The organism is Deefgea piscis (genome assembly GCF_019665785.1).
Classification (GTDB): domain Bacteria; phylum Pseudomonadota; class Gammaproteobacteria; order Burkholderiales; family Chitinibacteraceae; genus Deefgea.
Window position 1 is genome coordinate 957,117 of the sequence record NZ_CP081149.1, and the last position, 20,503, is coordinate 977,619.

Annotated in this window: 18 protein-coding genes; 7 read left to right on the forward strand and 11 right to left on the reverse strand. The window is 47.9% G+C overall.

What is annotated here, in order from left to right; all coding sequences use genetic code 11:
• Window positions 1-43 precede the first annotated feature (43 nt).
• Both K4H25_RS04510 and gpmI read right to left on the reverse strand, forming a co-directional pair.
• Window positions 44-1,411 (reverse strand): murein hydrolase activator EnvC family protein, encoded by a 1,368-nt coding sequence (locus K4H25_RS04510; protein ID WP_221022194.1) that lies wholly within the window; start codon window positions 1,409-1,411, stop codon window positions 44-46.
• A 121-nt stretch (window positions 1,412-1,532) separates the two neighbouring features.
• Window positions 1,533-3,065, reverse strand: coding sequence for a 2,3-bisphosphoglycerate-independent phosphoglycerate mutase (gene gpmI, locus K4H25_RS04515; protein ID WP_221022195.1), 1,533 nt, complete (start codon window positions 3,063-3,065; stop codon window positions 1,533-1,535).
• A gap of 192 nt (window positions 3,066-3,257) precedes the next feature.
• Here gpmI and K4H25_RS04520 point away from each other — a divergent pair, with 192 nt between their 5' ends.
• Complete coding sequence (locus tag K4H25_RS04520; protein WP_226763265.1) at window positions 3,258-3,563, forward strand: ArsR/SmtB family transcription factor; 306 nt, start codon at window positions 3,258-3,260, stop codon at window positions 3,561-3,563.
• A gap of 62 nt (window positions 3,564-3,625) precedes the next feature.
• Here the strand turns inward: K4H25_RS04520 and K4H25_RS04525 are convergent, their stop codons facing one another.
• From K4H25_RS04525 to cutA, 3 genes are read right to left on the reverse strand one after another with little or no spacing between them, the layout of a single operon-like run.
• Window positions 3,626-4,090 carry a TlpA family protein disulfide reductase gene (locus K4H25_RS04525; RefSeq protein ID WP_221022196.1) on the reverse strand — a complete coding sequence of 155 codons (465 nt, stop codon included), beginning with the start codon at window positions 4,088-4,090 and terminating at the stop codon, window positions 3,626-3,628.
• Window positions 4,087-5,637 (reverse strand): protein-disulfide reductase DsbD, encoded by a 1,551-nt coding sequence (dsbD, locus tag K4H25_RS04530; RefSeq protein ID WP_221022197.1) that lies wholly within the window; start codon window positions 5,635-5,637, stop codon window positions 4,087-4,089. The genes K4H25_RS04525 and dsbD overlap by 4 nt, the downstream gene beginning before the upstream one ends.
• Window positions 5,638-5,973, reverse strand: a complete 336-nt coding sequence (gene cutA / locus K4H25_RS04535) for a divalent-cation tolerance protein CutA (protein WP_221022198.1) — start codon at window positions 5,971-5,973, stop codon at window positions 5,638-5,640. It abuts the gene before it with no gap.
• Here cutA and K4H25_RS04540 point away from each other — a divergent pair.
• Window positions 5,972-6,385, forward strand: coding sequence for an FxsA family protein (locus K4H25_RS04540; protein WP_221022199.1), 414 nt, complete (start codon window positions 5,972-5,974; stop codon window positions 6,383-6,385). The genes cutA and K4H25_RS04540 overlap by 2 nt on opposite strands.
• A 1-nt stretch (window position 6,386) precedes the next feature.
• On the opposite strand, the gene K4H25_RS17105 is transcribed toward K4H25_RS04540, so the two are convergent.
• The 4 genes from K4H25_RS17105 to K4H25_RS04560 are packed head-to-tail and all read right to left on the reverse strand — an operon-like array spanning window position 6,387 to window position 8,847.
• Window positions 6,387-6,680 carry a DUF167 domain-containing protein gene (locus K4H25_RS17105; RefSeq protein WP_173533261.1) on the reverse strand — a complete coding sequence of 98 codons (294 nt, stop codon included), beginning with the start codon at window positions 6,678-6,680 and terminating at the stop codon, window positions 6,387-6,389.
• Window positions 6,680-7,267, reverse strand: a complete 588-nt coding sequence (locus K4H25_RS04550) for a YggT family protein (RefSeq protein ID WP_221022200.1) — start codon at window positions 7,265-7,267, stop codon at window positions 6,680-6,682. The genes K4H25_RS17105 and K4H25_RS04550 overlap by 1 nt, the downstream gene beginning before the upstream one ends.
• A 16-nt stretch (window positions 7,268-7,283) precedes the next feature.
• On the reverse strand, window positions 7,284-8,099 hold the full coding sequence (gene proC, locus K4H25_RS04555) for a pyrroline-5-carboxylate reductase (RefSeq protein ID WP_221022201.1): 816 nt from the start codon (window positions 8,097-8,099) through the stop codon (window positions 7,284-7,286).
• A 49-nt stretch (window positions 8,100-8,148) separates the two neighbouring features.
• Window positions 8,149-8,847 carry a YggS family pyridoxal phosphate-dependent enzyme gene (locus K4H25_RS04560; RefSeq protein WP_374706354.1) on the reverse strand — a complete coding sequence of 233 codons (699 nt, stop codon included), beginning with the start codon at window positions 8,845-8,847 and terminating at the stop codon, window positions 8,149-8,151.
• A gap of 85 nt (window positions 8,848-8,932) precedes the next feature.
• Between K4H25_RS04560 and K4H25_RS04565 the strand changes: the two genes are divergently transcribed.
• The 3 genes from K4H25_RS04565 (at window position 8,933) to K4H25_RS04575 (ending at window position 13,558) form a co-directional block, all read left to right on the forward strand.
• Window positions 8,933-9,976, forward strand: a complete 1,044-nt coding sequence (locus K4H25_RS04565) for a type IV pilus twitching motility protein PilT (protein WP_173533265.1) — start codon at window positions 8,933-8,935, stop codon at window positions 9,974-9,976.
• Between the two features lie 12 nt (window positions 9,977-9,988).
• Window positions 9,989-11,125 (forward strand): PilT/PilU family type 4a pilus ATPase, encoded by a 1,137-nt coding sequence (locus K4H25_RS04570; protein WP_221022203.1) that lies wholly within the window; start codon window positions 9,989-9,991, stop codon window positions 11,123-11,125.
• A 381-nt stretch (window positions 11,126-11,506) separates the two neighbouring features.
• Window positions 11,507-13,558 (forward strand): type IV pilus assembly protein FimV, encoded by a 2,052-nt coding sequence (locus tag K4H25_RS04575; protein WP_221022204.1) that lies wholly within the window; start codon window positions 11,507-11,509, stop codon window positions 13,556-13,558.
• 66 nt (window positions 13,559-13,624) lie between these two features.
• On the opposite strand, the gene uvrA is transcribed toward K4H25_RS04575, so the two are convergent.
• Together uvrA and K4H25_RS04585 are read right to left on the reverse strand one after the other, a co-directional pair.
• Complete coding sequence (uvrA, locus tag K4H25_RS04580) at window positions 13,625-16,480, reverse strand: excinuclease ABC subunit UvrA (RefSeq protein ID WP_221022205.1); 2,856 nt, start codon at window positions 16,478-16,480, stop codon at window positions 13,625-13,627.
• Between the two features lie 120 nt (window positions 16,481-16,600).
• Entirely contained in the window at window positions 16,601-17,674 is a 1,074-nt protein-coding gene (locus K4H25_RS04585) for a GGDEF domain-containing protein (RefSeq protein ID WP_221022206.1), read from the reverse strand.
• 150 nt (window positions 17,675-17,824) lie between these two features.
• Between K4H25_RS04585 and K4H25_RS04590 the strand changes: the two genes are divergently transcribed.
• Window positions 17,825-18,775 (forward strand): phosphotransferase, encoded by a 951-nt coding sequence (locus K4H25_RS04590; RefSeq protein WP_255588190.1) that lies wholly within the window; start codon window positions 17,825-17,827, stop codon window positions 18,773-18,775.
• Window positions 18,776-19,076: 301 nt separating this feature from the next.
• Window positions 19,077-20,471, forward strand: coding sequence for an MFS transporter (locus K4H25_RS04595; RefSeq protein WP_255588030.1), 1,395 nt, complete (start codon window positions 19,077-19,079; stop codon window positions 20,469-20,471).
• The last annotated feature ends 32 nt before the right edge of the window (window positions 20,472-20,503 follow it).

Sequence of the window (20,503 nt, forward strand, 5' to 3'; positions counted from 1 at the left end):
TTCCTGTTTTGAATCGTTAAGGCTCATTAAGGCCTCTAAATAATTATTTAACCCAAGCCGCAGGGTCAAGCGGGCGGCTGTTTTGGCGTATTTCAAAGTATACGCCGGAATCTGCCATTCCGCCGCTATTGCCTGCGTTGGCAATGAGGTCTCCAGCTTTCACCGAGTCGCCAACACGTTTCAGCAAACTTTCATTCGCTCCATAGAGGCTCATGTATCCGCCACCATGATCAATGATCATTAAATTACCAAAACCACGTAGCCAATCGGCAAATACAATGCGCCCTGTGGCGACGGCATGAACTGATTCGCCGGTGTTGGTGCGGATAAATAAACCTTTCCAGCTACCACCCTCACCGCGTTGCGCGCCAAATCGGCCAATGATTTCACCTTTGGCTGGCAAACGCATCTTGCCTTTGAGTGTCGCAAATGCAAGCCCTGCTTGGCTAGCATCTGGTACGGTATTATTAACTTCATTATCGGTTTCAGGCGCGGTCTTAGGCTCGGGTGGTGGTGTTGGCGCAGGCTTGCCTGCGGCTTTAGCCGCTTGCTCTAATTTGGCTTGTTGTGCTGCGCGTTCGGCTTTGGCTTTTTCTGCGGCTTTTTTTGCTGCGATTTGTGCCGCTCGCCGCGCTGCGGCCTGTTTGGCTGCGGCTTTGGCTCTGGCGATTTCTTGTTGTTTGATAATGGCGTTTAAGCGCTCAATCAGCTGAGTGATGCGCTTTTCATCGGCGGCTAATTTTTGAATTTGATTGCGTTGGCTGCTGATGGTCTGTGAGAGTTGGCTGTATAACTCTTTTTTCTCTTGTTGCTGTGAGACTAGGGCTTGGCGCTGGCGTTGTTTGTCGCTAGCAATTTCTTGCAAGGCTTGGTTTTTTTCTTGAATTTCATTGGCGAGCAGGTTGAGTTCATTGAGTTGAACTTCTAGCTGCTTGGCGAGATCTTGTTGTGATTTGGCAATATAGCGGTAGTAGCTTAAGTCACGCGTGGCTTGGCTAGGATCTTTTTGGTTGATCAGCAAGCGCCATGCGTCAACATTGCCGGTTTTGTAGCGGCTACTGAGTAAATCGCCGAGGCGTTTTTGGCTCTCGCGAATGTGATTACGGGTGTTGCTAATGTCTAAGTTAAGCTGAGTGAGTTCTTCTGCAGTCAATTGGCGCTGATTATCTAATTCTTTGAGCACCCGATTGGCTTCTGAGATCGAGCTTTCAGCATTTTTAAGCGCATCTGCGGCTTCATTGCGGTTTGATTCGTTGGCCGAAAGGTCTTTTTGCAGCGATTTAATTTGGCCGCGCAGTTCTTGCAGCTCGGCTTGTTGTTCTTGGGTATTGCTGGTACTGGGCGCTTTGGGCGCAGCTACAGCAAAGCCGACCATGCCGGTCGTTAGGATAAAGAATAGTCGTCGCAACACAACATCGACTCGAGTAAAGAATGATCAGAACCGCTACTGTACTCGATTCATTGCAACGACTAAACCTTTAGCTGAAATTGCCACGTGATTCAGTCTGAATTACGCGGCTTTTTGCTACTTTTTACAAAAAACTAATCAAAGATTGACCAGTCATTTCGCTTGGTTGTGATACACCCATCATGGCCAATAACGAAGGCGCGATGTCTTTTAAGGCACCACCGGCACTTAAGCTGGCTTTACGGCCGATATAGCAAAATGGCACTACGTCGGTAGTGTGCTGAGTATGCGGTTGATTGGCATCGCGGTCATACATCATTTCACAATTGCCATGATCGGCAGTGATAATGACTTCGCCGCCTGCTGCTAACATCGCATCGACTACTTTGCTGACGCAATGATCAAGAGTTTCAACGGCCTTCACAGCTGCATCAAAAATACCACTATGACCCACCATGTCGCCATTGGCGTAATTGCAGATAATGGCGGCATATTGTTGGCTGTTGATTGCGCCAATCAATTTGTCGGTCACTTCATGCGCCGACATTTCTGGTTTTAAGTCGTAAGTGGCCACTTTAGGCGATGGCACCAAAATACGATCTTCACCGGCGTATTCACTTTCTTCACCACCAGAGAGGAAGTAAGTTACATGCGGATATTTTTCGGTTTCGGCAATGCGTAATTGTTTTAAGCCCAAACTCGCCACATATTCGCCAAAGCCGTTTTGTACTTTCGGTTTGGTATACGCCACAGGTAAATCGTAAGCCGAACCGTAATCGGTGGCGGTGCAGAAATAGCCAAATTGCGGTTGACGCTGTGGATGCTCAAAACCTTGGAAGTCTTTGGCGGTGAGGGCGGTAGTTAATTGACGCGCGCGATCTGCACGGAAATTCATAAAGACAACGGCATCGCCATCGGCCATTTGGCTTGGTTCGCCAACCACGGTAGCGGAAACGAATTCATCGTTTTCATCGCGTAAATAAGCTTCTTTTAAGCCTTCGATGGCCGTTGGTGCGCTGTAAAGGCCAACACCATCCACAATCAGTTTGTACGCTGGTTCAACACGTTCCCAGCGATTGTCGCGATCCATCGCCCAGTAACGGCCGACGATGCCGGCGATTTTGGCACCATTGGTATCGCAAATTGCTTGTAGGCGGTCGATATAACGTTCGGCGCTACGTGGTGGCGTATCACGGCCATCTAAGAAGGCGTGAACGCGAATATCTTGTACGCCGTACTCATGCGCTGCTTTGATTAAGGCAAAGACGTGCGCTTCATGGCAATGCACGCCACCATCGGACATCAGGCCCATGATATGTAGCGCTTTGTTATTATTTTTGGCTGAGTCCATCGCGGCTTTGAGTACCGGATTATCTTTCAGTGTATTTTCGGCCACATCGCAGTCGATGCGGCTAATATCTTGCTGTACGATACGGCCGGCACCAATGTTTAAATGGCCGACTTCTGAATTACCAAACTGCCCCGCAGGTAAACCCACAAATTGTTCTGAGGCGTTAATTGTTGTAAATGGGTATTGGCTAAACAAACGATCGAAATGCGGTTTACGCGCGTGTAAAATCGCATTGTCATTGCCGCCGGTACGGTAACCAAAGCCATCTAAAATAAGTAGTAATACAGGCGTGATTTTTTGCGTCATATCTCGATCCTTGAGGTTTAAATAGAAGAATGGAATTGCTTGGCGCGCAATTAATAAGTAAGTGCGGTTGGAATCAAATTCAATAGTAGGTAGTATTCTAACCTAAGCAGGTATCATGCCGTGTGCGTTTGGTCTTTTTGCTGATGGAAAGCAGAAAACATAAAGTTAGATTTAATAAAAAAGATAAGAGACATGATGGATTCTATTGCATTAATGGGCGATGAGCATATTGACCAAGCTTCACGAGCGATGAAGGCAATGTCGCATCCGCTGCGCTTGAAAATTTTATGCGTATTGGCCGATCAAGAAGTGAGCGTGCAAGATATCGTTGAGCGTGTGGGTACGACACAATCGAATATTTCGCAGCACTTAGCTTTGATGCGTGAAAAAGGCGTGTTGCGAACGCGTAAGGACGCCAATCGGGTTTATTACCGCGTCGGTGACCAGCGCACATTGGATGTTGTGGCGATGATGCGCGACGTTTTTTGCGGCTTTTAGGGTATATGCCTCTAGCCATTATTTAATAATGACTAGATTAATATACCCTAGGCATTGGCGCTTTATTGGCTTAATAAATTTAAAGCGCGATCGAGCCGTTCTTTCTTGATCCGACCTAACTCGACGGCGATTTTTTGTCCCTTCGCATCGAAAATCACCGTAAAGGGCAGTCCGCCATGCAGATTGCCCTGTCCACGCATCATTTCCATTGCCGTGTTGCCACCGATTAACATGGGGTAGTTCACTTTGAGCGGCTTGATAAAGGCGCTGACGGCGGCGGCATCATCAATCGCAATGCCAATAAATTGTACTTTCCCAGCGTATTTGGCTTGTAGCTCGATCAGCTCAGGCATTTCTTGCCGACATGGACCACACCAGGTAGCCCAATAATTAATCACTAGCGGTTTACCTCGCCATTGCGATAGCGCTTGCGGCTTGCCGGTCAAATCAGGCAATGAGCCCGCTAGATCGTTGGCAGCAAAGCAGCTGCTATGCAATAAAAACAGCGCGAGAAACCATTTTTTCATTGCTGGGCCTCAATCTTGCTTAGCGTTTGCAGAAAGTCGCGTGGATTTTGAAAGCCAATGACGCGTGGTTTTAATTCTTGACCTGCTGATGAATAAAAAATCAGTGCCGGTGGACCATATAAACCAAAGCGGGCCAATAAAGCGGCATCCTCTGTACTGTTTTTAGTCACATCAACGCGAATTAAGACCATCTCTTTGAGTTTATCTTGTACCGCGTCGTCGCTTAAGGTTTCGCGTTCAAATTCAATACAAGCCACACACCAGTCGGCATAAAAGTCGACCATGACTGGTTTGCCACGTGCCGCCAATAGCGCTTGATCCAGCTGACTGGATGAAGTCACTGTAGCAAAATTAAGTTGATGTTCGGCAGGGCGCAAATACACTTCCCACAATGGGCGTGATACCCACAGCGCCATTCCCAATAGTGCAATACCAAAAGCGATTTTAATGCCTTGCATGATGCGCCCAGAAAGGCGTGGCAATATCGTTGAGCCAAATGCACCAATCAGTAATAGAGGTAGGCCAAGTCCAAGCGCCATCATATATAGTGCGGCACCACCAAGGAATAAATCGCCGGTTTTACCCAGATAAGCTAAAGCAGCAGCCAGCGGTGGGGCAATGCAGGGGCCGACTAATAAGGCCGAGAGTAAACCCATCACAAATACCGATAACCAGCGTCCACCCGGTAAGCGATTGGCTAGATTATTAATAAAATTGTGTGGGCCTTGAGGGAGTTGCAAATGAAATACGCCAAGCATGGCCAAAGCCATCATGACGAAAAATAAAGCAAATGCGGCAATCACGATGGGTTGTTGCAAGACTACCACCAATAAAGTCCCCGTTGCGGCAGCGGCGATGCCGATCGCTGTATAGGCCAGTGCCATGCCTTGTACGTAGATAAAAGTAAGAGCAAAAGCTTGCCAGCGTTGTGGCTTAATTTGTTTGGCGTTATGACCAATGACAATGCCAGACACAATTGGAATGAGCGGATACATGCAGGCGGTGAGAGCTAGGCCAATGCCGGCCAAAAAAAACACGCCCAGCGTGCCAAGAAAACTGCCAGCAAAATAATCGGGTTCATCTTGCGATGGGGGGCTATTACTATTGCTGCCAAATAAATCATTCACAGCTTTATTTTGGGTATTTTTCCCAGGCTGTAAAATTTGGGTTTGTGGCGGGTAGCAAATCCCCGCATCGGCACAACCTTGATATTTGAAGGTAATGGGTAGCGTTGCGTCGACGGCTTGTTTGAATTTCAGCAGAATGCGGGTATCGTGTTTATAAACCTCGACTCGACCAAAGCTGGGATCGTCTTTCATCTCGCCTTTGGGAAATACAGTTTCGATTTCGTGGCCGTTAGCAGAAAAGCTGATTCGATCACGATAGAGATAATATTGCGGAGCCACATTGAAGTCAGCCGCAAAGGTATGCGAGTCAAGCGCAATTAAGCTGGGAATAAAGGCTTTATCTGGGGCCAGCAACTCGGTTTGCGCTTGCGAGCCGAAAGAAATAAAGATTAAAAAAATAAAGCTTAAAAGACGTTGCATTTAAATGTTCTCTGCAGTGGCGGTACGAACCCAATTTAGATAAGCGGGCAAGCCTGCGGTGACCGGCGTGGCGATAATTTCAGCGATTGTATAAGGGTGATGAGTTTGTAACCAGTTTTCAAGTTGGCAATAGTTGGCGCGAGTGGTTTTGATCATCAATGGAACTTCTGTGGCATTTTCTAACCTATTCTCCCAATGGTAAATAGATTCCACAGCAGGTAAAACATTCACACAAGCGGCTAGTTTTTCTTTAACCAAACCCGATGCCAATTGCGTTGCAGTGGCATGATCGGGGCAGTTGCACCACACGATTAAAATTTCAGTTGGAGTTGTCATGCCTTACCTTTTGTTCGGATGCCTATTGGCTTATCCTTTTCTTGAAGTCATGTCTTTGATCTGGCTTGCCGATACGATTGGCACTTTTTGGACGCTGATTTGGGTTATCGCATCGTTTTGCTTGGGTATTTTGATGCTACGTCATCATCGCTTGGCGATGGGTTTAAAACTAATGCACGATATTCGCACAGGCCAAGTTGGGATCAATAGTTTATTAGGCATTGCGCGCTATTTTATTGCTGCTGTGCTGCTGCTTATTCCGGGTTTAATCAGTGATGCAATCGCTTTGATTTTGCTCTTACCCTGGAAAACTAAATCCACCATCGGCCAGCCTAGACCGGACGATGGCATCATTGAGGCAGAATATCGCCGAGTTGATCCTGTCGATACCACGCCACGTATTGATCGCTAAGTTAAGCGGGGTTTAGCTTCTCGGGCGATACCTTGCTGCCTGTGATGGTGAAAACTTTATTTTGTGAGTTTTCACCACTATTTAGCCCCACCTGCTGTGGGCGAACTCCAAATTGATCGGCCAGCCAAGTGACTAAGCACACATTCATTTTGTGGCTAACAGGGGGCGTTGCGACCCTGATTTTTAACGCATCACCATAGTAACCAATACATTCAGTTTTTTTGCCACTGGCCTGAACGTGTAAACGTAAAGTGAGGGTTGTTCCGTTTTGAGTGAACCAGCGATTGTGCGCCATTATGCAGATACCACGACTTGTTGAAGAATCATCGGCTCCATTTGTGCGACAAACACATTGAGTAGGAGCTGAATGAATAAAATAAGAATAAATGGTGTGATATCAATCCCACCAATCGGATGAATTACTTTCTGGATCGGTCGTAAAAACGGCGCGGTTAATCCGGTTAAAATCGCCATAAATGGGTTATAGGGTGAAAGCCAGCTCATTAGGGCTTGCCCAATTACGGCAGCAAATAATAAATATAACGACATTTTGAAAAGCTCAAGTGTCGCAATTAGCGTCAAAGCTAATATTGAATTGCCTGACATAAAGTTAAACGGCCACGGGCTAATCGCCAAAAGTAAGGCATGCATTGTGAGTGCAAATAGCCAAGCCAAACCCAGGCTGGTGCTGTCATAGCCTTTAAATGGCGGAATAAAACGGCGAATGGGTAGTACCATCCAATTGGTTAATGCGAGCGCAAATTGGCCGATTGGATTACGAAATGATACTTTCGCCGCTTGTAAATAAAATCGAACCAAAAGCAATAAAATAAAGAAATCGAGTACATTGCGTATTAAAAAATCGAGTACGCTGGTGAGCATAGAGCCTCCTATCTATTTATTTTGGATCTTGACTGAGTTCGTCACCTAGCTCGACTGAGCGCGCAGCGGCAGCGGCAGCGGCGGCAATCATAGTAGCGCGAACATGATGCGCTTCTAGCGTTTGAATCGCGCGTTCAGTTGTTCCGCCTTTAGAAGTTACTTTAACCTGTAAAGTTCCTGCGTCATCTGGGCTAGTCAGCGCCAGTTTGACCGCGCCAGCAAAAGTTTGGTAGGCCAGTTTATTGGCGATTTCAGCATCAAAACCTTGCGCCAAGGCCGCAGCTTGCAAGGCTTCCATCAAATAAAACACATATGCAGGGCCACTGCCAGAAATCGCGGTAATCCCGTCCATTTGCGATTCATCATTAACCCAAACTTGCTCACCAATCGACGCTAAAATACGCGTCGTTAAGGCTTTGTCAGTATCGGTCACGTGTTCTGTCGCATACACCCCAGAAATACCCGCCTGCACTAAAGCCGGTGTATTGGGCATCACGCGAACGATGCGTTGATAGCCTGCCAGCCATTGGCTGATGGTGGCGGCACGAATTCCGGCGGCGATTGAAATCACCAAAGCATGATTCAGTTGTGGCAGGATGCTTTGCGCCACTGTACGAAATTGTTGCGGTTTAATCGCGAAAATAATGGCTTGGCTCGCTGGCAGCGCTTCATCCGGTGCGCTGCAGCTAATGCCATATTGCTGTGCAAGTTCAACGCGTTTGCCGGCATCGGGTTCAACAACGTGGATGTCTTGCCCTTTAAAGCCTTGTGACAACATGCCGCCAATCATTGCGCTAGCCATATTGCCGCCGCCAATATATGTAATTTTCATGGTTATTTGATGTCCTGATCAAACCGTATGCCTGAGCATCTTACGGCGTTCATGATGAATAATGTCGCTGGCCAAAAATGGCGCTACCAATACGCACTAAGGTTGAGCCAGCGGCAATGGCTGGCTCTAAATCGTTCGACATGCCCATCGATAGGGTGTCTAAAGCTAATCCGCGAGCTTGGAGTTGCTCTTTTAATTGCACTAAAACTAAAAATTGCTGCGCCAGTATGGTTGAATCATGGCTTGATTCTGGGATACACATCAAGCCACGTAAGCAAAGCTGCGGTAATTTGACCACTTGCTCAGCTAATGCGATCACTTGATCTGCGGCGAGCCCTGATTTGCTGGTTTCGCCAGAAACATTGATTTGCAGACAAATATTCAAGGGTGGCAAATGCAGCGGTCGCTGCGCAGACAAACGTTCGGCAATTTTGAGTCGGTCAATGGCATGCACCCATGCGGCGTTTTCTGCGACTAAGCGGGTTTTATTGCTCTGTAAAGGACCAATAAAATGCCATTCAATGTCTTTGCATTCGGCCAATACTTGGCATTTATTGACCAGCTCTTGCACATAGTTTTCACCGAATGCTCGTTGACCAAATTGATAGAGCGCATGGATATCGCTAGCCGGAAAGGTTTTGCTTACCGCTAATAGCTTCACCTCTGCGGGGTTTCGCCCTACAGCTGTGCACGCAGTGTCAATCCTCGCCTGTACGTCTTGCAATGCAGTAAAAATCGTTGCCATAATGGGAAAATTAACTCAAAAGCCCAAGCCCATACTTAATAATGGGCTTTTGTTGGGCCAATTTGATGGATAAGAGGAAGAATTATAAATGGAAATCTCAGAACTCTTAGCCTTTTCGGTAAAGAATAAAGCATCCGATTTACACCTTTCTGCGGGTTTGCCACCGATGATTCGGGTACATGGCGACGTTCGGCGCATTAACTTGCCAGCAATGGAGCATAAAGACGTGCACGATATGGTGTACGACATTATGAATGATGGCCAGCGAAAAATTTACGAAGACACCTTGGAATGTGACTTTTCTTTTGAAATTCCCAATTTAGCGCGTTTTCGGGTGAATGCTTTTGTGCAAAATCGCGGTGCTGGTGCGGTATTTCGGACGATTCCCTCTAAGGTGCTGTCATTAGAAGAACTGGGCTGTCCAAAAGTCTTTCAAGATATCGCACAAAACCCACGTGGTTTGGTGCTAGTCACCGGGCCAACCGGTTCGGGTAAATCAACCACACTCGCGGCCATGGTTAACTTCATTAATGATAATGAATACGGCCATATTCTGACGGTGGAAGACCCAATCGAGTTCGTACATCAATCTAAAAAATGCCTCGTGAATCAGCGTGAAGTCGGCCCGCACACGATGTCGTTTTCGAATGCATTACGTAGCGCCTTACGTGAAGATCCGGATGTGATTTTGGTGGGTGAGATGCGCGATTTAGAAACCATCCGCTTAGCGCTAACGGCAGCAGAAACCGGGCATTTGGTGTTTGGCACCTTGCATACCACATCGGCCGCCAAAACCATTGACCGGATTGTTGACGTTTTCCCAGCGGCAGAAAAAGAAATGGTGCGCTCGATGCTGTCTGAATCATTGCGCGCGGTGATTTCGCAAACCTTGTTAAAAACCAAAGATGGGCAAGGGCGTGTTGCAGCACATGAAATTATGATTGGGATTCCGGCGATTCGAAATTTAATCCGCGAAAATAAAATTGCGCAAATGTATTCATCGATTCAAACCGGCTCACAATATGGCATGCAAACTTTGGATCAATGTCTGCAAAATTTAGTGCAGCGTAATGTGGTATCAATTATCGATGCGCGTGGTAAAGCGGCGATTCCAGATAATTTTAAAGGTTAATTTCAGTCGATTATGGAAAAAGAACAAGCCGCTAAGTTTATGCATGATTTATTGCGCCATATGCGCAGTAAAAATGCTTCGGATTTATTTATTACCGTTGATTTTCCGCCGGCAATGAAAATTGACGGTCGAGTGACTCCAGTTTCTAATCAGCAACTGACCGCACAACACACCAAAGAATTAGCTCGGGCGATTATGAATGATCGTCAAGCCGAAGACTTTGAAGCCAATAAAGAATGTAATTTCGCGATTAGCCCTGGATCAATGGGGCGCTTTCGGGTGAATGCATTTATGCAGCAAGGCCGTGTGGGGATGGTGCTGCGAACGATTAATTCGGAAATCCCCAAGCTGGATCAATTAAATTTGCCGCCAGTATTGCGTGATATTGCGATGACTAAGCGCGGTTTAGTGATTTTTGTCGGTGGGACTGGCTCAGGTAAATCAACATCGTTAGCGGCAATGATTGGTCATCGGAATGAAAACGCCTATGACCATATCATTACCATTGAAGACCCGATTGAATACGTTCATGAGCATAAAAATTCGATTATTACGCAGCGAGAAGTGGGCGTTGATACCGATTCTTGGATGGCTGCGCTTAAAAACACGCTGCGCCAAGCGCCCGATGTGATTTTGATCGGCGAAGTACGTGATCGTGAAACCATGGATTATGCGATTGCGTTTGCCGAAACCGGCCATCTTTGCATGGCAACATTGCATGCCAACTCGGCTAATCAAGCACTGGATCGGATTATTAACTTTTTCCCTGAAGAACGCCGTTCCCAGTTGTTGATGGATTTATCGCTCAATTTAAAAGCTTTTGTTTCGCAACGCTTAGTGCCGCACTTATCGGGTAAAGGCCGCGTTGCCGCAGTTGAAGTCATGCTCAATTCACCATTGATTTCGGAGTTAATCTTTAAAGGTGAAGTTCACGAGATTAAAGAAATTATGAAAAAATCGCGTGAATTAGGCATGCAAACATTTGATCAGTCGCTATTTGATTTATTTGAAGCCAATCGCATTAGCTATGAAGATGCCTTACGTAATGCCGACTCGGTGAATGATTTACGCTTGCAAATCAAATTAAATGGCACAGAATCGAAAAATCGTGACGTTTTGTCTGGTCTAGATCATCTTGATATTGTATAAAATCAATCGCTAACAATTTGTTAAGCGTACTCAAAGCACTACAGCTCATTTTGTGTTGTAGTGCTGTAGGATTTATTGAGTGTATGGCTTGATTGCATTGTTTAATGCAGATGGTATTTGTGTGGTTTGAGTTGATAAAGGATTTTTGTTGCGGATTAAATGCATCAACACGACGGATCGGAGGATTCGCTTTATTGGCGTATTTAATGGTATTGGTGACAGAGTTTTAGCAAACAGATCAGCGCAAAGCATTCAGCAAGCTCGTTTGTTGCTGGACAAAAATGGATAGCTCAGAGTGGGCCTGAGCGATTTATTTCAGCGCACTGCTGGCTATGCGATGGTGTTTTGTTGATGTGTGTTTGAAATGTCTATGAAAAAATAATGATAAGAAAATTGCATCATCTGCTGCGCTTTCCCCAATTTATTTTCGTTTTCGCTGCAATGTTGATGATTGCGGCTGGCGCGCGCGCTGCTATGCTCGGCGATTTGCGGGTGTATTCGGCATTGGGTGAACAATTTTCGGCGAGTGTAGCTGTTGCAGCTTTAGAAGAAGAAACCCTAAGTAGCCAATGTTTTCGTTTAGTGGGTTTACATAGTGGCGAAGAACAAAATGTACTGCGCCGTGCCAAACTGGTTTTTCAACCCGATGGCGCGGGTGGACGACTTTTGGTGCAGGGGCTTGATGCTTGGCATGAGCCCATATTGAATTTCGCCGTTCGAGTGAAATGCCCAGGGGAGGAAAATCGGGTTTTTCAGCGCGATTACAGCGTACTACTCGATCCGCATGAATACCAAGCGCCGAATAAAAAACGCAATGCATCGATTAATCCACCTATCAGCCAGCGCGATTTACCACGCTTAGGCTCTGTGTGGTTAACCGAAGAGGGGGATACGGTCGCCAATATCGCTCGCCGTTATTACCCAAATCAAGCGCAACTGCGGACGCGTTTTGTTGAACGTCTTTATGAATTGAATCCCGATTTGCCACAAGGCACGACAGTGCGTTTAGGCAATCAATGGCGAGTTCAGCTGCCCGCGCCAATAACGAATCCGAACCCAAAAACGAAAGTCACGAGCGCACAGCATGTGGTGCCACTCGCCACTGAAGCCAGATTAAGTTTAACCCCAGCCAATCCCCCCGCTGAGGCGGTCGAACCGCTCGCCGCACCTGCTGCGGATGGTGAGTTTCGTTTGCGCCTGTCCCTGCCAGCATTAGATTTAAAACAAAAAAATAATTTATCTCCGGCGGAAATCTTACGCTTGCGAGAGGGTTTATTGTCGCTTGAATCCGATGAGCAAGCGGCGCAAATGCTACAGCTTAAAGATCAAATTAAGCAATTAGAGCAGCAACTGCATCAAGTGAGTGGGGCTAAGGTTTCGCCAGCGGCGAAAAGCGAGAGCAAGATTGCAGAAGACGTTTTATTTTCTTGGCAATGGTTTTTATTTTTAGGCTTAATTGGATTGGCGATTGCGGTGCTGATTTGGCGTCAACGGCAGCGTATTACTGAAGATACCTCGTATTCTGCGTTGGGCGTTGCCACTTTACATGGCAATCCAACGACAATTTTGACGCAAAGAACGCCAAGCCATTTTCCGCATTCACTCACGCGAACCAGCGGCTTTATGACGGAAGAAACCCCCAGCGTGCCGGAATATGACGAGCGTGACGAGCGTGACTGGCGTAATGAAGCGGTGGATGTGGTTTCGCCAAACTCGGTTGCAGAAGAAGCGCAACTTTTACTCGACTATGGCATGCAGGCCCAAGCCATTCAGCTACTCAGCGATGAATTGCTTGAGCATCCACATGCATTGGCTTTGTGGATGAAGCTGTTAGAGGTGTTTGCGCAAGAAAACATGCTTGAGGCATTTCAAGAACGTGCCGTGGCGTTTCGCTTGCAATTTGCCAGCGATTCATTGTGGCAACAAGTGCAAAGTATGGGGCAGCAAATTGACGTCAATAATCCTTTATATCAATCGCTAGATGCGCGCTCAGCAGCGCATTCATTGGCGCATGCACCTGTAGAAGGCGCAGCAATTAACTCCGCAAATTTAGCGCCAATTTTAGCTGCTAGCCCAGTCAATAGCGACTTGAGCACAGCGCAGCAGGATGCCTTTCACTTTGATTTAGATTTGTTGCCTACAGCCAATGCCAATGAGCGGGGCGCTGATCAATTGAGTGTTTTTGCCGCTCAGCAAGATCGCGAAATTGATGCTAGCTTGTCGTCTGTAGTATCACAGCGCCGGCAATTTGAGGCGAAAGACTTTGTCTCTGACGATGCTACTTTGCAAGAAATTGCCGTCCTAATTGCCGATGATCAACGTCGTGAAGCATTTGAACGTTTAGAAATGCTCTTGTATAAAGGCACCATGCCGCAGCGTTTAAGTGCGTCAAAATGGCTAGATAAATTACTCAGCCACTATGGGCAACCCTAATCAGTAAAATAAAAGACGATAAAAAACCGCCAATGTAATGTTGGCGGTTTTTTTATTGGGGGTATTTTATTCAGGCGCTTTATTTAAAGAGCGTGCAAGGTAATACCCTGTATGACTATGTGGATTTTTGGCCACTTCTTCAGGCGTGCCGGTGGCAATAATTTGTCCGCCGCCAGCGCCGCCTTCGGGACCCAAATCAATCACCCAGTCGGCGGTTTTAATCACGTCCAGATTATGCTCAATCACGACAATTGAATTGCCGTGCCCCGCCAAGCGCTGCACCACGGTCAGTAGCAGATCGATATCGTGAAAATGCAAACCCGTGGTCGGCTCATCCAAGATATACAGCGTGCGGCCGGTGTCGCGTTTGGAGAGTTCCAGCGCCAATTTCACCCGTTGTGCTTCGCCGCCTGAGAGCGTCGTGGCGCTTTGCCCTAGGCGAATATAGCCCAAGCCAACGTCCATTAAGGTTTGCAGCTTTCTGGCAACGGTGGGCACGGCGCTAAAGAAGGCCAGCGCGTTTTCCACTGTCATTTCTAAAACTTCAGTAATGTTTTTGCCTTTGTACAAGACTTCCAGCGTTTCACGGTTATAGCGTTTGCTATGGCACACATCGCACGGAACGTACACATCGGGCAAGAAATGCATTTCGACTTTAATCACGCCATCGCCTTGGCACGCTTCACAGCGACCGCCTTTGACGTTGAACGAGAATCGTCCCGGCCCATAACCGCGTTCGCGGCTCATCGGTACGCCTGAAAACAGTTCACGAATCGGCGTAAAGAGCCCGGTATACGTTGCGGGATTCGAGCGCGGCGTGCGGCCAATCGGCGATTGATCGACATTAATGACTTTATCTAGATGCTCAAGCCCATGCACGCTGTGATAAGGCGACGATTCGATCCCGGCGCCATTGAGTTCACGTGCGGCAATGGCATACAAAGTGTCGTTAATTAGTGTCGATTTACCCGAGCCAGAAACCCCAGTAATGCACACCATCATGCCCAGCGGCAAATCCAGATCGACGTCTTTTAAGTTATTCCCGCTTGCCCCTTTGATATGCAACCAACGACCTTCGGTGGGCACACGGCGGGTGGCGGGCATCGCAATTTTGCGTTTGCCGGTCATAAATTGGCCAGTGACGGAATTGGGGTTGTTAAACACGTCGTCAGGTTTGCCGTAGGCAATCACTTCGCCACCGTGCACGCCAGCGCCTGGGCCCATATCAATCAGCCAATCGGCAGCCCGCATCGCGTCTTCATCATGCTCAACGACAATCACCGTATTGTCCAAATCGCGCAGATGAATCAAAGTGCCGATCAAGCGGTCGTTGTCGCGCTGATGCAGACCAATGGATGGTTCATCGAGTACATACATCACGCCAGTGAGGCCAGAACCAATTTGGCTGGCTAAGCGAATACGCTGTGCTTCGCCGCCCGACAGTGTGTCGGCGCTGCGTTCAAGGCACAGGTAATCGAGGCCAACATTGACCAAAAAGCCGAGTCGTTCGCTGACTTCTTTAACGATTTTTTCGGCAATCTGCGCTTTGGCGCCTTCTAAATGTAAACCGGTAAAAAATAGCAGTGTATCTCGCAAAGCCATTTTGGATATGGCATGCAGAGTAATACCTCCAACTTGTACATGGCGCGCTTCGGTGCGTAAACGTGCGCCATTGCAGCTTGGGCAAACTTGATTATTTTGATATTTGGCCAGCTCTTCACGCACCGCCATTGAATCGGTTTCTTTGTAGCGGCGCTCTAAATTCGGAATAATCCCTTCAAAAGCATGGGCGCGCTCGAACTTATTGCCGCGTTCATTGGTATACATAAAGGCGATTTCATCGCGCCCCGAGCCTTGCAAGATCGCGTCTTGTACTTCGCTACTTAATTCATTCCACGCCGTATTGATATCAAAGCCGTAATGTTCGGCAATGCTCATCAGCATTTGGAAATAAAACTGATTGCGTTTATCCCAGCCTTTGACTGCTCCAGCGGCCAAGCTCAGATCGGGATGCGCCACGACGCGCTTGGGATCAAAAAAGGTGCGGTGGCCTAAGCCGTCGCACGAAGGACAAGCGCCCATTGGATTGTTGAACGAGAATAGGCGCGGCTCAAGCTCAGGTAAGCTGTAGCTACAAATTGGGCAAGCAAATTTGGCCGAAAACCAATGCTCTTTGCCGGTGTCCATTTCAACCGCAATGGCGCGGCCTTCGGCGTGGCGCAATGCGGTTTCAAAGCTTTCGGCGAGTCGTTGCTGGATGTCGGCATGTACTTTCAGTCTATCGATGACAACATCAATGGTGTGTTTTTTGTTTTTGTCGAGTTTCGGGGTTTCGTCGAGCTCGAACACTTCGCCGTCGATGCGAACACGAACAAAACCTTGCGCACGTAGTTCTTCGAGCAAGTCGGCGTTTTCGCCTTTTTTGCCCATAATCACTGGCGCTAAAATCATCAGTTTACTGTCTTCGGGCAGCGCCAACACATGATCAACCATTTGGCTAACGGTTTGGCTTTGCAGCGCCTGATTGTGTTCAGGGCAAAACGGTGTGCCAACACGGGCAAACAACAGGCGTAAATAATCGTGAATCTCGGTCACCGTGCCCACGGTTGAGCGCGGGTTGTGACTAGTGGCTTTTTGCTCGATGGAAATGGCAGGCGAGAGCCCTTCAATCAAATCGACATCGGGCTTTTCCATTAATTGCAAAAACTGCCGCGCATACGCCGACAGTGATTCAACGTAGCGGCGTTGCCCTTCGGCATACAAAGTGTCGAAAGCCAAGGACGATTTACCTGAGCCAGATAAGCCGGTGATGACAATCAGCTTGCCACGTGGCAAGTCTAAGTTCACGTTTTTGAGGTTATGTGTACGGGCTCCGCGAATGCGGATCATTGGCTGGTCAGTGGCAAGTGCAGAGCGGTACATGGCATTATCCGGCGGCAAAAGTAACCGTGCATTGTAGCGCTTTGCCGCAGCGCGGGGTAGTGAAGAGTACGAATGTTCACTTTGCTACCAAAGTGCGGGCTAAGCGGGCGAATACGGTGCTTAGAATAATTCAATACTGCCATTATTCGGGCTGTGTTCTTTGATGCTCATGGCATCGATTGCCGCATTCACAACGCGATTGCGACCTTGGTCTTTGGCTTGATATAAAGCTTCATCTGCGCGGCCAAGTACAGTGCTTAAAATTTCAAAATCAAGTAATTGAGTAATGCCAATGCTGATGGTGACTTGACCCACTTGTGGAAAATCAAACTTCGCCACCCGCTCGCGAAACCGTTCGACGGCTTGTAGTGCACTGTCCTCAGATTGTGGACCGATCATGATGACGAATTCTTCTCCGCCAAATCGAAACAAATGATCTTCGCTGCGAAAGCTGGCCTTCATCAGTTGGGCGATCAAAAGTAACACTTCATCTCCATAAATATGCCCAAATTGATCGTTGATTCGTTTGAAGTGATCAATATCCATCACAGCGAGGAAATAAGCCTCGTTATCAGAATGGCTGCGGCGTTCACATTCAATGTCTGTGCTACTGGGCTCGAGATTGTTGATGTTTTTTTGATGCGCCATCACTTTGAAAAATTGTTGCTCTAAGGTTTTGCGATTGAGTAAGCCGGTTAGGGTATCGGTTTGGCCATAGTCGAGCAGGGTGCTGTGATTTTCGTAAATTCGCGTCATGCCATGCAGCACATGTAAATCTTTAGCACTTAAGGCGCTGGTATTGCGGCAGTCGATGAGCAGTTGCGGTTGATTGGCCGAATATAGGCAACGCACCACACGGTAGCCATCCGACGATAAAACGCTGGCTTCGCTTGAGCTGAGTGCTTGGGTAATCAGGGGATCAAGCTCGGGCGACAGATTGCTAAGGATTTCATGCTCATGCTCATGCCAATGCCAAGATTGCGACATTTGGCCATCTTGCAGGTGAATCGTGTGTTTGATTTGCCATGCGCAGTCGGTTTGCAGCGGCGCCGCTCGGTAGTGATAGAGATCGAGCTGCTTGAAGTCAAAAATTTCTTGCAAGGTAATGCACAAGCTTAATGAAAGTGCGTCGCGATCATGCAGGCTAGTCAGTGCTGCTAAAGCGTTTAACATCGTGGTTGGCGCTTGTAGCATAAACCACACTCCTGATTGCGCAAAGTCGCTAAAAATTCAAAATATTGATTTGTACTTTATAGTTGGCGTCAGCTTGGCTTGCAATACCAATATTAATTGAAGATTACTAGACGCTTAAACTGTAAGTGCGAGGAAAATACTGTGAATGCGATGAATCCTTCGGACTATCTAGCGCCGGCATTGGCCTTTGCGGCGCAAGCGGGTTTAACCAATCTGCAAATAACGCAAGAAATTCCGTCGTTTTATGGGCATGTGGTGTTGCTGCGGGCCGAGCAGGGTGAGTTTGTCGTTAAATTTTCTCGGCAAGCTGGGCGCTTGGCCTCTGAAATCATCGCCCTGAATCGCTTACGAGTGCATAGCGTATTACCAATGTCCGAGGTTTTAGAGCATCGCGAAATTTTGGGTGAACATGGCAAGCTCGATACCTTTCTGATGCCGCGTTTATTGGGCGTTCCTGCATGGGAATTACCCAATCCTTTGCCTAATCCGGTACAAACGGCGCAGCGGATTGTTGAGCAAATGTTGGCGTGGCATGCGGTAAGTGATGCGCGAGGTTTTGAACATGCCAATGGTGAGTTCACACCGGAATTTTTACCCGCATTTGAATCGTGGACGCGGCCGTTGCTGGATGGTTTGAATACTGCAAATTCGCCGTTTTCTGCGCCATTACGCAGCGCGTTTGCCAAGCTGTGGGCTGAGCGTGAACGCATGTTGGCGCCCATTACGGGGCCATCGTCACTGTGCCACGATGACCCCCACGCGTGTAATTTTTTATATGACGCAAGTAGCGGCTTGCCGCTTGCTGCCATTGATCCGTGTGATGTGGCATTTCGCCATCGTGAGCAGGATATTTTTCATTTGGCAGATGCATTTGCCGATTGGCGCTTATTGGAAAGCTATATCGAGCAGCATCCTTTAGCGGATGGCTTTGCGGCGCGGCGTTGGTTTTTTTCTTTGTGGGACGATGTAAAGCATAGCCAGAATGTGGCTTGGTACGATGCGGCGTGGTTCGCGAATAAATTCGCGCAATTGGCGCAGCTAGATGCTGATTTTCAAAGCGTGGCCAATGCCGCCAGCGCCGCGCATCCAGCCTCGAATTAAGTGCAAATTGTGGGGAATTGCTGCGTCTGCGTAGTGATGGGCTGCTCGGTCTTTCATTTGCTTGGGTACAAATGAGAGCAGTATTTGCCAGCTTGGGTGCTGATGCGGTGTGGCAGGGCATTTATCTATAGGTATTTAGCTATCGGCATTGAATTAAATAGCTTGTATCGATATACCCTTTGAATATGGCCAGTCTGGATAGGGATGTGCTGCAGGTATTCTTAATCAATCATAAAGCAAACACTGCCATCCTGAGGCTGAGCTGTTAAAATCGCCCATCCTTTTGTTGATGTGGCTGCTGATGTCTGTTTCTCCTACTATGTCGGCGTTAGAATTGCGCGCCGCAAGCAGCCTAGCTGGGCTGTATGCACTTCGCATGCTGGGCATGTTTTTGATCTTGCCAGTGTTTGCGGTTTACGCGGGGCATTTGCCCGGCGGTGAAAATCACACCATGGTCGGTTTGGCCTTTGGTGCTTATGGCTTAACGCAAGCTTTGCTGCAATTGCCATTTGGCATGTGGTCTGATCATGTTGGCCGCAAAAAAGTCATTTATATCGGCTTGGCGCTGTTTGCCATTGGCTCGATTATGTGTGCCATGGCGGACCATATTGCGTGGTTGATTGTGGGCCGTGCAGTGCAGGGCGCGGGGGCGATTTCGGCGGCAGTGACCGCGTTATTGGCTGACTTAACCCGCGAAGAGCATCGCACTAAAGCGATGGCGATGATTGGCGCGTCAATTGCGTCAACCTTTGCTATTTCTCTGGTGGCCGCGCCCAAACTCGCCGAATGGATAGGCTTGCCGGGGATTTTCTTACTCACCGCTGGTCTTACTATTGCCGCTTTGATCGGCGTGTGGAAAGTGGTGCCTAATCCCGCAGTATCGCGTTTTCATTCCGATGCTGAAGCCAATGCCAGCCGCTTGCCGCAAGTGTTAAAAGACCCGCAATTACTGCGTTTGAATTACGGTGTTTTTGCGCTACACGCTTCGCAAATGGCCATGTTTACCGTGATGCCCTTGCTACTCAAGCAAATTGGTGGCATTGATGTGGCTCATCATTGGTGGGTGTATTTGCCGGTCGTGTTGGTCGGTTTTGTGTTGATGGTGCCGGCAATTATTTATGGTGAGAAAAAAAACCACCTTAAAGAAGTGTTTTTATTTGCCATCGCGCTGATGTTTGCCGCGCAACTGGGCATGACTTTATGGATGCCCAGCCTCACGTGGATTGTGGCTTGGCTAGGGGTGTATTTTATTGCCTTTAATATTTTAGAAGCCACCCAACCGTCGTTGATTTCTAAAATCGCTCCCACCGCCGCCAAAGGCACCGCGATGGGTGTTTACAACACCTGCCAAGCGGCGAGTATGTTTATGGGCTCGGCATTAGCGGGGTATTTATACCAAGAGTTTCAAAGCCCTATGCCGGTGTTTGCGCTGTGCGCATTACTGATGGCCGTGTGGCTTTTAGTCTCATGGGGAATGCAAGCGCCACTGCCGGTCAAAACCAAAATGTTCCACATTGGTGAGGAATGGTCAGGCGATGTAGGCCGACTGTCTGCTAAACTAGGCGCCATTGATGGTGTAAAAGAAGCCGTGGTTTTGATCGACGAGCGCGTCGCCCTGCTCAAAGTGATGCAAGCGGGCTATGACGAAGCTGAAGTCGATCGACTCATCGCTGAAACCAATATCGCTACGACATAAATTGTGCGGTGCTAGGCGCCGTAAAAATTGAA

Excerpts from the sequence above, each read along its gene's own strand:
- gpmI (WP_221022195.1), bottom strand. The coding sequence starts at position 3,065 with ATGACGCAAAAAATCACGCCTGTATTACTACTTATTTTAGATGGCTTT.
- K4H25_RS04520 (WP_226763265.1), top strand. The coding sequence starts at position 3,258 with ATGATGGATTCTATTGCATTAATGGGCGATGAGCATATTGACCAAGCT.
- K4H25_RS04525 (WP_221022196.1), bottom strand. The coding sequence starts at position 4,090 with ATGAAAAAATGGTTTCTCGCGCTGTTTTTATTGCATAGCAGCTGCTTT.
- dsbD (WP_221022197.1), bottom strand. The coding sequence starts at position 5,637 with ATGCAACGTCTTTTAAGCTTTATTTTTTTAATCTTTATTTCTTTCGGC.
- K4H25_RS04540 (WP_221022199.1), top strand. The coding sequence starts at position 5,972 with ATGCCTTACCTTTTGTTCGGATGCCTATTGGCTTATCCTTTTCTTGAA.
- cutA (WP_221022198.1), bottom strand. The coding sequence starts at position 5,973 with ATGACAACTCCAACTGAAATTTTAATCGTGTGGTGCAACTGCCCCGAT.
- K4H25_RS17105 (WP_173533261.1), bottom strand. The coding sequence starts at position 6,680 with ATGGCGCACAATCGCTGGTTCACTCAAAACGGAACAACCCTCACTTTA.
- K4H25_RS04550 (WP_221022200.1), bottom strand. The coding sequence starts at position 7,267 with ATGCTCACCAGCGTACTCGATTTTTTAATACGCAATGTACTCGATTTC.
- proC (WP_221022201.1), bottom strand. The coding sequence starts at position 8,099 with ATGAAAATTACATATATTGGCGGCGGCAATATGGCTAGCGCAATGATT.
- K4H25_RS04565 (WP_173533265.1), top strand. The coding sequence starts at position 8,933 with ATGGAAATCTCAGAACTCTTAGCCTTTTCGGTAAAGAATAAAGCATCC.
- K4H25_RS04570 (WP_221022203.1), top strand. The coding sequence starts at position 9,989 with ATGGAAAAAGAACAAGCCGCTAAGTTTATGCATGATTTATTGCGCCAT.
- K4H25_RS04575 (WP_221022204.1), top strand. The coding sequence starts at position 11,507 with ATGATAAGAAAATTGCATCATCTGCTGCGCTTTCCCCAATTTATTTTC.
- uvrA (WP_221022205.1), bottom strand. The coding sequence starts at position 16,480 with ATGTACCGCTCTGCACTTGCCACTGACCAGCCAATGATCCGCATTCGC.
- K4H25_RS04585 (WP_221022206.1), bottom strand. The coding sequence starts at position 17,674 with ATGCTACAAGCGCCAACCACGATGTTAAACGCTTTAGCAGCACTGACT.
- K4H25_RS04590 (WP_255588190.1), top strand. The coding sequence starts at position 17,825 with ATGAATCCTTCGGACTATCTAGCGCCGGCATTGGCCTTTGCGGCGCAA.
- K4H25_RS04595 (WP_255588030.1), top strand. The coding sequence starts at position 19,077 with ATGTCTGTTTCTCCTACTATGTCGGCGTTAGAATTGCGCGCCGCAAGC.